The following is a 13,052-nucleotide window of genomic DNA, read 5'->3' as shown; positions in this document are numbered from 1 at the left end:
ATTTTGGACAAAAATCTTATTCAGAGAACGCTTTCAGGGCTGGTTTATGTAGCCGTAATATTTCTTTGTGCAACACCTTTTGGTGCACAGCTTTTAGACTCGGTTTCTCCCGGTCTCGTTCAGCAGCAATATTTGTATTATGCTTTAATAAGCTTTCTTTTGCTGGTTGGAACATGGGAATGCATGAAAATTATGAAATTCGGAGACGGATACGAAAAGTGGATTGTTTTTCCGTTAGTCATTTTTATTTTCTATGTTTTCTCTAAACGATATTTTCAGCACGGATTTTATTTTGATTTCAGGCTGTCGGAAATATTAGCCCTTTCTTTAACGGTTATTGCGGTTATTACTTTATTTAAATTTTCAAACGAACTTTATATCGACAGCGGAAAACTTATTTTTACCGTAATCTATGTCGCTTTACCGTTTTCTTTTGCCTTAGGTTTGCCTAAATATTCTTCAATTGAAAATACATTTTCGCTTGAAGTTATTTTCTTATTTATTTTAATTTGGAGCAGCGATACCTTTGCCTATCTCGTTGGGAAATTCTTCGGGAAACATAAAATGGCACCGAAAATTTCACCAAAAAAAACCTGGGAAGGTTACATTGGAGGTGTTGTTCTAACTTTAGTGCTTTCTTATTTTGTTGAGCTGTATCAACCACAGCTTCGCGGAAACTGGATGGTTGTAGGTTTTCTGATTGCTGCATTTGCACCTTTGGGAGATTTGGTAGAAAGTCAACTGAAAAGAAATTTTGGCGTAAAAGACAGCGGAAACATCATTCCGGGACATGGTGGAGTATTAGATCGATTAGACAGTTTTTTAATTTGTGTTCCTGTCGTATATTTGTACTTTATTTTAGAAAAATTTATTTAAACCTATATTTTTGTTATACTTCGTAAACTGCGTTGGCAATAACAAACAACAATTAATACCATTATGAAATTACATAAAGAGTCGAAAGGAACCATCACGGTAGCGTCTATACTTTTCGCAATTATTGCTGCTGCATCTATTTATTTTCTTGAAATATGGTCGCTTTTGATCATTGTACCATTATTGGTTATTTACAGTTTGGTATTTTGGTTCTTCAGAGTTCCGAATCGTGATATTTTGGATCACGTAGAAAATGTAATTGCTCCTGTTGACGGAAAAGTGGTGATGATTAAAGAAGTAGAAGAGGATGAATTCATTAAAGGAAAGGCAATTCAGGTTTCTATCTTTATGTCTCCTTTGAATGTTCATATTTGTAGATATCCGGTTTCTGGAGATGTAATTTATAAAAAATATCACCCTGGGAAATACTTGGTTGCATGGCACGAAAAATCGTCTACAGAAAATGAAAGAACAACGGTTGCGGTACAAAGTTTAACCAATCATAAAGTGGTTTTCAGACAAATTGCGGGATATGTAGCGAGAAGAATTGTTTTCTATTGCAATGAAGGGGATGCTGCAAAAGCGGGTCATGAGTTTGGTTTCATTAAATTCGGTTCAAGAATGGATGTTTTCTTGCCGCTCGATACCGAGATTATCTGTAAAATAGGTGATATTACCAAAGGTGGAATCGATGTGATTGCTAAAATGAGAGATTAATATTTAATGAAAATATATAAAGACCGTTTCGAGAGAAGCGGTCTTTTTTTGTTTCAAATAAATCATAATATTTTTATTGAATCGAGATTAAAAATTAAAATGTATTGTTATTGTGATACTCATTTAATACTTTGATGCTTGTAAATACTATTTTACGTTGTAGTTTTGATGCCAAATCAAAAATCTAATTTTTTAATGAAAAAAATTCTACTTCCTTTAATGGTCTTTACCGGACTTTTTAACACGTATGCTCAAACCAATATTAATGTATTTTCCCAAATCGTTTTTTATGACGGATATGCATCGAATGTATCCAACCCGGTTCCTGCAAATACAATAAGACTTGCTAATTACAGATACGCTAAAAAACTTACAGATGCCGAGCTGAATTCTTTTCAGAATAAAATTACCATGAATGTTACCATTGGAGCTTTATGTGATAATTATGACAGAATTGGAGGGGTACATTTGGCTTTAGTTCCAAAAGATCAATTGACTTATTCTTTAAGTGATACAAATGTCAAAAGAATTGAAATTGGAAGATATATTACTCCTTTTATGAATAAAAATATTTCTCCGACTTCTGTTCCTTATACCTATAATGTTGATAATTTGTATTCTATTTTCAGTAATACAACTTTAAGAAATACCTATGATATTTATGTGGAGCTTGATGTTTTTGGAGTTCCTTATGCTGCAAATACGCAAGTTGCGGGTTGTTCAGGAAGAAATGATGTCTTTGCCGGAACGCTTGATTTTGTTACTTCTAATGATCCTGCAATCACCACTTCTTACAATAATTTACTTCCGTTATTAGATTCAAACGAACTGAATAATTATAACAATACAGATCAACCCGGACAAACGGTAAGACTGGTTAATTTTAATTTAAACCAAAGTACAGACAATGCAAAGTTTTTTATTATCTCTACACCACACGGAGCAGGTTCTGGCGGTGAAGAATACGTAAGAAGACAAAACTTTGTTTCTTTAGACAATACTCAGGTTTTAACGTTTACACCGGGAGGAAAATCTTGTGAACCTTACCGAATGTATAACACACAAGGAAATGGTATTTATGGACAAAACGCGCAAAGTCAGTCTTGGTGGACATCCTGGAACAATTGGTGTCCCGGAGATTCTGTCCCTATTCGAAGCTTTACTACACCTACGCTTTCAAGCGGAAGTCACACTTTGAAATATGAAGTTCCTGCCGCTGTTTTCAATGGGCAAGACGGTAGAGTAGTGCTTTCTATTTATATGCAAAGCAACAATCAGTTGTTATCTGTAAAAGACGTTTCTACGGTTGATGTTTCTGTTTTTCCTAATCCTACTGCAGATTTTGTGAATATCAGATCCGATAAAAAAGTAAGAAATGTAATTATTTACTCACTTGATGGAAGAAGATTGAATGAAACTAAAGATTCTAAAATTGATTTATCAGCATACCCATCCGGAAATTATTTGTTAGATATTACATTGGAAGGTGGAACTCAGTTTAAGCATAAAGTTATTAAAAAGTAGTTTAAACATTCATTATAACAGAAAAGAGAAGCCAATTTAATTGGTTTCTCTTTCTTTTTATTTAATATGCGTTTTCACCTCTGTAATGAGGCTTAAAATAAATTCCAAGGGCAAATCCTCATTTTCATCAATTAGAAGGATTTTAAACTTCTTTCTGCCTTCACTAATGAGTAATGGATGGTCTAATCGATCGCCGTGATAAAAGCTGATGTAATGTTTCTTATGCTTTTTGCTGTAATAAAGATAGCAGAGCATTTTCTTTTTAAACTTAAAAAAGGGCAGTCCGAAACTCAGAGTTTCTGTAATGTTTTCGGGATCAGATTCTAAGATTTTTTTTCGTAAAAACAAAAGAGTACTTCTTTCAGGCTCATCGATTCTGTAGAAGTACTCTTGTATAGGATTCATTTTAAATAGAATTTAAAATTGTTTAGTCAAAATTCTGAAGCTCTACCAATTTGTGATAAGTGCCTCTTTTTGCCATTAATTCTTGGTGGCTTCCCTGTTCTACAATGTCACCTTTCTCCATCACTACAATCCAGTCTGCTTTCTGAATGGTTGAAAGTCGGTGAGCAATAACCAGTGAAGTTCTGTTTTCCATCATTTTCTCAAGGGCATCTTGTACAAATTTTTCAGATTCTGTATCTAAAGCAGAAGTTGCTTCATCCAAAATCATAATCGGTGGGTTTTTCAGAACGGCTCTTGCGATAGAAACTCTCTGCTTTTGTCCGCCGGAAAGTTTTCCTCCGTCGTCACCGATGTTGGTATCATACCCATTTGGAAGCTGCGTAATGAAATTATCTGCGTTGGCGATTTTTGCTGCAGCAATTACTTCATCTCTTGTTGCTTCAGGTTTACCCATCAAAATATTGTTGTAAACGGTATCATTAAACAATACAGACTCTTGAGTAACCATTCCTAAAAGTTTTCTGTAATCGGTTAATTTTAGATGTTTGATATCAGTTTCGTCAATTAAAATCTGACCTTCTGAAACATCGTAGAATCTGGCTAAAAGATTGGCAATCGTCGTTTTTCCACTTCCACTTTGTCCTACCAATGCAACTGTTTTTCCTTTTGGAATTGTTAAACTGAAATTTTTTAGAATCAAATTAGATTTATCGTAATAAAAACCAATATTTTTAAACTGTATTTGTTTATCTAAAGTAGAAATAGAAACAGGTTCTGCAATTTCCTCTATTTTTACATCAGCTTCAAGAATTTCCAAAACTCTGTGTAGAGAAGCTTCTCCTTTTTGAACATTAGAAATAGAAGCCGATAAGCTTTTCACAGGAGGTAAAATCTGGAAGAACATTCCCAAAAACACCAGAAAGTCTTCCGGAGCAATACTTTGGTCTACAATAATCTGTTTACCGCCATACCAAGCAATAATTAAAAAAGTAACAGAGCCTAAGAATTCGCTTATTGGAGAAGCTAGTTCTTTTTTTCTACCCAATCTGATCGAGCTGTTGATCCATTTCTGCATAGAGCCCATAAAACGGTTGTCCATGATTTTTTCAGCGCTGAAAATCTTGATCACCTTAGAAGATTTCAAAGTTTCATCAACGATTGAGAAGATGGTTCCCATTTCGTTTTGCGCTTCGTGAGAATCTTTTTTAAGACTTTTTCCGATCAAAGCAATCATGGTTCCCATTACCGGTAAAACCAAAAGAGAGAAAAGCGTAAGTTCAGAGCTTAACCAGAAAAGACTGATTAATGTACTGATTAACATAAACGGAGCGTTGATTAATTCAACCAAACTTCCTAAAATGTTTCCTTCCACTTCGCCTACGTCATTCGACATACGAGACATCATATCTCCTTTTCTGCTTTCTGTAAAAAATGAAACAGGTAAAGATAAAACCTTACGATACATTTCACCTCTAAGATCTTTGGTAACGCCAACACGATAATTAATTAAAAGAAAAGATCCCAAATATCTGAAGACATTTCTCAATAAAAACATGAATGCAGTGATGATACAAAGCCAAGCCAAAACATTCAGCGTACCATAATCATCAACTAAAGTCTGAATATAATAATTAGAATAGGTCTTTAGATATGAAAATAAATCTACAAGATCTCCGGAATAGACAGGAGCAGATTTAAAGTTTTCACGTTTGATGGTGCCAAAAAGCATCCCTAAAACCGGAAGTATGGTTCCTAAAGAGGCAATCTGAAACACAGAATATAACAGGTTGAAGAATAAACTTCCGTAAATGTATTTCTGATGCGGACGGGCGAATTTGAGTATTTTTTTATATTCGTTCATTCAATAAAATTGGATAGCAAAATTACTTAAAATATAAATGATAGACGTTTTTAATTGAAATTTACTTTATCATTATACTTCGGATTGAAGTTTTTAGGGCTTAATTTCTCTAAAGTTTTTGCAAAGTTATTGATAATCTGCGTCATATTTTCAGAATTTACGATGCTCATATCGTCATTTGCCTGATGATAATGGGTGATTTTACTCATGTCTGCAGTAGAAATAGAATGGGCAATAATTTTCTTTTTTACAAAACTTACATTGTCTGATCTGTAAAACAATTGTTGCTTCGCATAAGGATCGGGATAAATTTTTAAACCGTTTACGGCATTTTTATTAAACAATTCATCCAAATCAGAAAACTCGTCCCCGGTAATGAATACTGTGTTTTTTCCAAATTCAGCTTCTGTAGCAACCATTTCGAAGTTGAATAAAGCTGAAAGATTATTGTAGATATGATCTAATTTTTTGTCTTCAGAAATAGCGATTGAACCCAACATTCCTTTTTCTTCTCCATTAAATGCCATGAAAACCATTGAGAATTCGGGAGTTTTATTTTTAAAATAATCGGCAATGCCTACCAAAGTTGTAATTCCGCTTGCGTCATCATCTGCACCATTGTTAATATTGTCTCCGGATTTATTGCTAACTCCGATATGATCAAAGTGACCAGTAAATCCTAAAAACTTTTCAGATTTTCCTTTTTTAATTCCACAAACATTGTAAGCTGTTTTTCCTTTATAATTAAAAGGAACGAGATAAGAATTACCTGTACAATATTCCAGATTGTTTTCTTTAAAAAGCTGTGCAATATATTCTGCAGCTTTGTCGTTTTCGGGAGTTCCAATTTCACGACCTTTCATTTCGTCTGAAGCCAGAGTTGAAATAACGGTTTTTACTCTCTCTTCAGAAACATCCTGTGCAAAAGCTGAAATTGCGAAAAATGATAAGGAAAGATAGATTAGCTTTTTCATATTTAAATTGTATTATTTCTTTATACTAATTGAATAAGTAGCGGTTTTATATAAAATGTTGCAAAGTGATTCAAAATATCTAAATGATCTGTTATGCATTTTTGTATTTCGGAAATAAGTGAAACGCCTTTGTTTATCTTATTTTCATAGCATGAGTTGATTTTCTTAGTCTTGCTTTGCGTTTAATTATCGCAAGGTTAAACAAAGTCTTTTTGAAAAGAAAATTATTTTTTAAGATAAAAGGCACTTCGTTTAAGTAATACAAATAGTTTTGATTGATCTCAATTTATTTAATTCCCACAGATTTCACGAATTCTCACAGATTTTATTCTCTATTCTAAATTAATAATATCATTTTATTTCCAATCATCTGTGTAAATCTGCGAAATCTTTGGGAAATAAAAAACAGCTCCCAAAAAGGAAGCTGTTCTCACTCAAAAAATCGTTGTAAGGTTATCGTAGTCTGTCTACAGATTTTACGAGCCTCTCATCTTTCTTGATAAAAATATTTGCCAAAAACAAACAAATTACCGCAATCGATGGGAAAACCGGCTCAATACCCTTCTCAGGAAAATCTATTCCTCCGGATAAGTTTTGCATCCAGTACACCAATACACCAATCAACAAAGCGTTTATAATAATGCTGATCGTATTCAGCAAGATTTGTCTTTTTCTGTTTTTAAAACTGAATAAACTCAATGCTCCTACCAAAACTAAAACAATTGACGAGATACTGATAATCGGAGTTTTTCCGAAAACATCTACATCTTGTCCTGTAATATATAAGAAAGCTGCTGCTAAAACAGACAGCAAAATCCAAATGGTCTGTATTCTCTGTAACATAGAATTTTAAATTCAGAAGCAAAAATAACATAAATTTTGCACAATTCAAAAATAAGTGTAGATTTGCAACATACAATGTACTTGAAAACAAAAGTCACCCGACTTACTTTTCTTACTCACAACTAATTACATTTTTACATTAAATATGTTTAACATAGAAACGTTAAGGTCAAAATCTGTAACGGAATTGACTAAAATCTTAAAAGATTTGGGCGTTAAGGTTGCAAGAAACAGCAATGAAAATGATAAAATCTTTGCTATCCTAGATTTTCAGGCTTCCAACCCTAAAGTTACAAAAGATTATTTCAATACCACAGAAGTAACAGCTGCAAGTGCGGATGAAAAACCAGCTGAAAAAGCGGTTAAAGCTGCTCCTAAAAAGGCAGCTCCTAAGAAGACCGCAAAACCTAAGGTAGAACCAAAAGCTGAAGCTGAGCCAAAAGAAACTCAACCTGCACCGGAGCCGGAAATTGTTAAAACGGAAGAAGCTCCAGTGGAAGAAGTAAAAGCAGAAACACCACAGATTGATGTTGAAGAGAAAACTGCTCCTTCTAACAACAGACAAAAAAGAAAAAGAGTTTCACCTCCTTCGCAAAGCAGCGAGATTGAAGCAAAAGGAACAATAGAACTTCCTTTAAATATAGATTCTCAGCCAAGTGCACCTGCACAAGCTAAAGAAGAAAGACCTAAAAGACCACAGCAAGGTCAGCCTCAACAACAAAAAGGTCAAAACCATCCACAGCAAAACAGTGGAAATTCTCAAAATAGAAATCAGAACAATAACCAAAATCAGAATTCTAATCAAAACAACCCTAATCAAAACCAGAATCCTAATCAGAACAGACAGCAACATGCTGAAAGAGCTGAGAGACAAGAGGAGCAACACGAGCAGAAAAAAGAGTTCAGCTTCGACGGAATGGTTAGTATTGAAGGGGTTTTAGAAATTTTACCAGATAATTACGGATTTTTACGTTCATCAGACTTCTCTTATATTTCTTCACCGGATGATGTGTATGTTTCGACAGCACAGATCAGAAATTTTGGTTTAAAAACCGGAGATACCGTAAGAGGAATTGTAAGACTTCCGAAAGAAGGTGAAAAATATTTTTCATTACTAAAACCAACAGAAGTAAACGGTCGTGATTTAGCATATATTAAAGATCGTGTCGCTTTCGAATATCTTACGCCATTATTCCCTGAAGAGAAATTTAATCTTTCTGGAGATAATTCTACGATGTCAACAAGAATTGTAGATCTTTTTGCACCTATCGGAAAAGGTCAAAGAGCGATGATCGTTGCTCAGCCGAAAACCGGTAAAACAATGTTGTTGAAAGATATTGCCAACTCTATCGCAGCCAATCACCCAGAAGTTTATATGATGGTGCTTTTGATCGACGAACGTCCTGAAGAAGTTACCGACATGGAGAGAAGTGTGAATGCAGAAGTAATTGCTTCTACATTTGACGAAGCTGCAGATAAACACGTAAAAGTTGCTAATTTAGTTTTAGCGAAAGCGCAAAGAATGGTAGAATGTGGTCATGATGTGGTGATTCTTTTAGATTCAATTACAAGATTGGCGAGAGCTTACAATACCGTAACTCCTGCTTCTGGAAAAGTACTTTCCGGTGGTGTTGATGCAAATGCTCTTCACAAACCGAAAAGATTCTTCGGAGCTGCAAGAAAAATTGAAAACGGAGGATCATTAACGATTATCGCAACTGCTTTAATTGATACAGGTTCTAAAATGGATGAAGTTATTTTTGAGGAATTCAAAGGTACCGGAAACATGGAGCTTCAATTAGACAGAAAAATTGCGAACAGAAGAATTTATCCTGCTATCGATTTGGTTTCTTCAAGTACAAGAAGAGACGATTTATTGCTTGATGAGGTCACTTCACAGAGAATGTGGATCTTCAGAAAGTATCTTTCAGAAATGAATCCTATCGAAGCAATGGAATTTGTCAACAAAAACATCAGAGGAACTTTAAATAATGAAGAGTTCTTGATGTCTATGAACAGATAATAAAGTATTTTACTTTAAAAATATAAAAGCAGTCAAAATTTTGACTGCTTTTTGCTTTATTAATGGCGAATATACCATTCATTATGTTCTTTAATTAAACTAATTGTATTGAATGAGCATTCTTTGTTATTCATCTTTTTACATTTAGTATAAAAAATCATGGCTTTATCTTTAGCATCATTAAATATTACACGTTCCAACTTAATTTTGCCTAAGAAATTTTCTGGATTATTTACTGTCTTTACTCTTGTGTAATTTTCAGGAAATCGCAACATTTCACTGTTCATTACTGCTTTGGGTAATTTTTCAACACTCGGAATCAAACTGTCAATTTTTAAATCAAAGGTGTATTTTCCGCTTTTGGTATCTGTTTCTGCAAGAGTATCTACAACAGCAAACTCATATCCTCTTCTCGACGAGATGATTTCATTAATTTTTTTTGAATCTTCCTGACTTATACGGGTAATATCAATATTATATTCTCTCGCAATTTCATTAAGTTCTTCGGTATCGGTAAAAGTTGTTCCGTAAGGCTGTAAAATATGACCAATTGCTTTATTGATCACTAAATATTCATCGGACGAAATTTTTTCTCCTGAGTTACAGCTTATCAATAATAAAAATAATGTTGAGAGTATGTAAATTTTCTTCATAACGACAAATTTAAAAAAATAATGGATTTATCAATATTTAGATGCCTTTTTGTTATTATCAATGTTAAAGATTTATTAAAGTAATCTTCAATTTTTGATAATGGCTTGAATATTGGCTAACTTTGAATCATAACATTAAAAATAAACTTATGTCATTTGAATTACCAAAATTAGGATATGCTTATGAAGCTTTAGAGCCAACAATTGATGCAAAAACAATGGAAATCCACCATTCAAAACATCACCAAGCGTATGTTGATAACTTAAATAAAGCAATCGAAGGAACTGATCTTGAAGGATTATCTATCGAAGAAATCTGTAAAACAGCTGTTGAAAAACCAGCAGTAAGAAATAACGGTGGAGGTCACTTCAATCACTCTCTTTTCTGGGAAATATTAACTCCGGGAGGAAGCAAAGAGCCTGTAGGAAGCGTAAAAGCTGCTATCGAAAATTATGGTGGTCTTGAAAAATTCAAAAATGATTTTTCTGAGGCTGCTAAAACAAGATTTGGTTCAGGATGGGCTTGGTTGGTAAAAAATGAAGACGGATCTGTTTCTGTAACTTCTACTCCAAATCAGGATAACCCATTAATGCCTGTTGCTGATGTAAAAGGAACTCCTGTTTTAGGATTGGATGTTTGGGAGCATGCATATTACTTAAACTATCAAAACAGAAGACCTGATTATGTATCTGCGTTCTTCGACGTTGTAAACTGGGATAAAGTAGAGGAATTATTCAACAAATAATTTTCTATTGTTTAAAATAAAAAAGGTTCAGAATTTTCTGAACCTTTTTTTTGTTGTATTATTTAACAGAAACTTTTTTAGATATATTTTTCCCGTTTTCAAACAAGATATTAATCATGTAAATTCCCTTTATAAAATCCTTTACATTAATTTTACTCGAATTGCCTTTTGAGATTTGCTTTACAGATAAATCATACACCTTCCAAGATTTGATCTTCAATTGTGAATTGATATTAACAAAATCTGACGCTGGGTTTGGGAAAATATTTACATTATCTCGTAGAACATCTTTATCCAACTCAAATTTTATGTAAACTTTCTGTTCACTTTTTTTATTTACTTCAGGTATTACTCCTTCACAGTTTTCAATCTTAGCAAGTAGTTTCGCTCCATACATAATGTGTGTGTTAGGATTGAAGGTAATACTCTTTCCAGCTATCATCGTAATATCTTTACGCGGTTTTATCAAGTAATCATCTTGGGTAATAATTGTATTGCTTGCCTGATGAGTATAAACTGTATTAAGTTCTTCTGTTGTAAGTAAAATATTTGTAAGACATTGGTTGGGATTAGGTGGAGAATGCTGTATGCCCGGAATAAGCTGCGGAAGTCCCATTTGTGTTGTTCTTCCATTTAAAAAAATTTCATTAACATTTACTGAGCTCCCTCCAAATACATTAGGGTTATTAATTTTACTTAGATAAGGCTGATTTCTGAAACTGATGTAAATATCATCATATTTATTTCTTTGTATTGCAGCACATGTTAAGTCATTCTGACTAAAAATTTGATTGTAAACCAAAGAAGTTGTGGAGGCTACAAGATTAACGGCGTATACAGCCGTATTGTTTTCATGCCTGCCTAAATATAAAATACTACCGTCTTTACTAAATTCTGCCGAATAAGTAGATAGCTGACTACTCATATCTAAAACATATTGATTGGTAATCTGCCCTGTAGTTGCATTGAAAGAATACGTTTTAATACCCGCTGTTCCATTCCATGTATTAATACAGATAAAATTAGAAAAGTTAAACGCAGGATTATTTAATTTTGGAGAAGCCTTTATATTAAAATAATATCCTGTCTGCAAATTAGCCGGAAAATTGATGTTACTTACAACCGGTGTAGGATGAAACCCCTGATTATCTACAAGGTAGCTGAATAATTTTGTTCCATAAGGAATAACAACCCAAAAACCAACTCCATTGGTGTGGGGAATAGCAGTAATAGCCTCACTTTTGAAAGTGTTTCCATTATTATCCAAAATAGGAATATTTTTAAAAGCAGGCATTACAGCACCTAAAGGCTGTCCTGTACCATTAGCTCCTAAAGACATATCAACTATAGAATATGCAATGTAATTATTTATAACAGGAGTAGAAATCGTGATTCCAGTTGTAAAAATAAAATATTTTCCTGGGTTATTAGGATATTTTACAATCTGCAATTGTTGATTAGAATTATGACCCAATAAACCCGATCCATTTTGCATTATTTGATTTTGTCTATTCCAAATATCTGAACCGTTGGTATAGAATAATAATTCTCCATTGCTATCACTTGCTGTACCTACCGCTTCAAAGCCCGAAATCTGGCTATTGTTAATTACAACAGGTGATATTCCTGAAAAATTGATAGCGGCTCCTGCACTAAAATGCCAATTATCATTCTCTCCTTGGGAAAAAACCTTGATAAATCCCAAACAAAACAGACATGTTAGATAAATATTTTTTGTTTTCATCAATTATCTGTTTTTTTGATTGTTAAGATTCATCTGCTTTTTAAGCAGCTCAATTTCTTCTTTTTGAATTTTGAGTTGTTTATTCTGCTCAATCGTATATAAAGTCAATTCCTCTATTTTTTGCAAGAGTTTAATTTGAAATTCACCTACATTCACACCTTCTTTTTCCATTTGCTTTGCTGAGGCAACTTCAGGTAAATGCTTTTTCTCTTTAATATGTTTTTCAACATCCTCTAATTTTGGAAGGTCATAATCTTCTGCGAATACAAAGTCTGCGGTTGGGGTAAGAGTTACTTTTATTTCTTTAGCTTCAAGTTTTCCTTGAACCATGGCGTTTCCGTTTTCGCCATTAATGATGAATGCTTTGTCCCATTCCCAATTTGAGTAATCTGTATCTCCAGGACTTCTAAAAGCAAAATGTATTGTTTTTCTTCCGTCATCAGGAGTGTGGATTCTCCAAGAATTTGAGCCTGAACTAACAATATCACTAAAGATTGCTGTGCCTGCAACTTCTAAAGTGGATTTAGGATCATTTGTTCCTATACCAATATTAGTAGATGTTGAATTTAATGTTGTGCCAATTGTGCTACCTGTAGGAGCGTAAATTTGTGCGGATAATGTAGCTGCAGAAGCGAAAAGTGATGTCATTAAGATTTTTTTCATAGTATTAAATTTTATTTTTTATT

Annotated in this window: 12 protein-coding genes; 5 read left to right on the top strand and 7 right to left on the bottom strand. The window is 33.5% G+C overall.

Annotation, left to right across the window (positions count from 1 at the left end; translation table 11 throughout):
* The first annotated feature begins 3 nt into the window (after positions 1–3).
* From OEW74_RS12995 to OEW74_RS12985, 3 genes are all read left to right on the top strand, one after another.
* Positions 4–876 (top strand): phosphatidate cytidylyltransferase, encoded by an 873-nt coding sequence (locus OEW74_RS12995; RefSeq protein WP_265428880.1) that lies wholly within the window; start codon positions 4–6, stop codon positions 874–876.
* Between the two features lie 63 nt (positions 877–939).
* A complete protein-coding gene (locus tag OEW74_RS12990) occupies positions 940–1,593 on the top strand; it encodes a phosphatidylserine decarboxylase family protein (RefSeq protein WP_265428879.1) in 654 nt (217 codons plus the stop codon).
* 195 nt (positions 1,594–1,788) lie between these two features.
* Complete coding sequence (locus OEW74_RS12985) at positions 1,789–3,117, top strand: peptide-N-glycosidase F-related protein (RefSeq protein WP_265428878.1); 1,329 nt, start codon at positions 1,789–1,791, stop codon at positions 3,115–3,117.
* Positions 3,118–3,174: 57 nt separating this feature from the next.
* On the opposite strand, the gene OEW74_RS12980 is transcribed toward OEW74_RS12985, so the two are convergent.
* The 4 genes from OEW74_RS12980 to OEW74_RS12965 form a co-directional block, all read right to left on the bottom strand.
* Complete coding sequence (locus tag OEW74_RS12980) at positions 3,175–3,522, bottom strand: DUF1801 domain-containing protein (RefSeq protein ID WP_265428877.1); 348 nt, start codon at positions 3,520–3,522, stop codon at positions 3,175–3,177.
* Positions 3,523–3,544: 22 nt separating this feature from the next.
* Positions 3,545–5,383 (bottom strand): ABC transporter ATP-binding protein, encoded by a 1,839-nt coding sequence (locus tag OEW74_RS12975; RefSeq protein WP_265428876.1) that lies wholly within the window; start codon positions 5,381–5,383, stop codon positions 3,545–3,547.
* Positions 5,384–5,433: 50 nt separating this feature from the next.
* Positions 5,434–6,357 (bottom strand): M28 family peptidase, encoded by a 924-nt coding sequence (locus OEW74_RS12970; protein ID WP_265428875.1) that lies wholly within the window; start codon positions 6,355–6,357, stop codon positions 5,434–5,436.
* A gap of 453 nt (positions 6,358–6,810) precedes the next feature.
* Entirely contained in the window at positions 6,811–7,200 is a 390-nt protein-coding gene (locus tag OEW74_RS12965) for a DUF4293 domain-containing protein (protein ID WP_265428874.1), read from the bottom strand.
* 145 nt (positions 7,201–7,345) lie between these two features.
* On the opposite strand from OEW74_RS12965, the gene rho reads away from it, so the two are divergent.
* Entirely contained in the window at positions 7,346–9,223 is a 1,878-nt protein-coding gene (gene rho, locus OEW74_RS12960; RefSeq protein WP_265428873.1) for a transcription termination factor Rho, read from the top strand.
* Between the two features lie 59 nt (positions 9,224–9,282).
* On the opposite strand, the gene OEW74_RS12955 is transcribed toward rho, so the two are convergent.
* Positions 9,283–9,876 (bottom strand): hypothetical protein, encoded by a 594-nt coding sequence (locus OEW74_RS12955; RefSeq protein ID WP_265428872.1) that lies wholly within the window; start codon positions 9,874–9,876, stop codon positions 9,283–9,285.
* Between the two features lie 149 nt (positions 9,877–10,025).
* Between OEW74_RS12955 and OEW74_RS12950 the strand changes: the two genes are divergently transcribed.
* Positions 10,026–10,622: a superoxide dismutase gene (locus OEW74_RS12950; protein ID WP_265428871.1), complete on the top strand. Its 597-nt coding sequence runs from the start codon at positions 10,026–10,028 to the stop codon at positions 10,620–10,622.
* 58 nt (positions 10,623–10,680) lie between these two features.
* On the opposite strand, the gene OEW74_RS12945 is transcribed toward OEW74_RS12950, so the two are convergent.
* Both OEW74_RS12945 and OEW74_RS12940 read right to left on the bottom strand, forming a co-directional pair.
* Positions 10,681–12,366: a T9SS type A sorting domain-containing protein gene (locus OEW74_RS12945; RefSeq protein ID WP_265428870.1), complete on the bottom strand. Its 1,686-nt coding sequence runs from the start codon at positions 12,364–12,366 to the stop codon at positions 10,681–10,683.
* A 3-nt stretch (positions 12,367–12,369) separates the two neighbouring features.
* A complete protein-coding gene (locus OEW74_RS12940) occupies positions 12,370–13,029 on the bottom strand; it encodes a hypothetical protein (RefSeq protein WP_265428869.1) in 660 nt (219 codons plus the stop codon).
* Positions 13,030–13,052 lie beyond the last annotated feature (23 nt).

Origin of the sequence: Chryseobacterium sp. YIM B08800 (genome assembly GCF_026163565.1) — a bacterium.
Classification (GTDB): Bacteria; Bacteroidota; Bacteroidia; order Flavobacteriales; family Weeksellaceae; genus Chryseobacterium.
The sequence above is the reverse complement of the archived record's forward strand: the minus strand, read 5'-3'. Positions and strand labels throughout refer to the sequence as shown.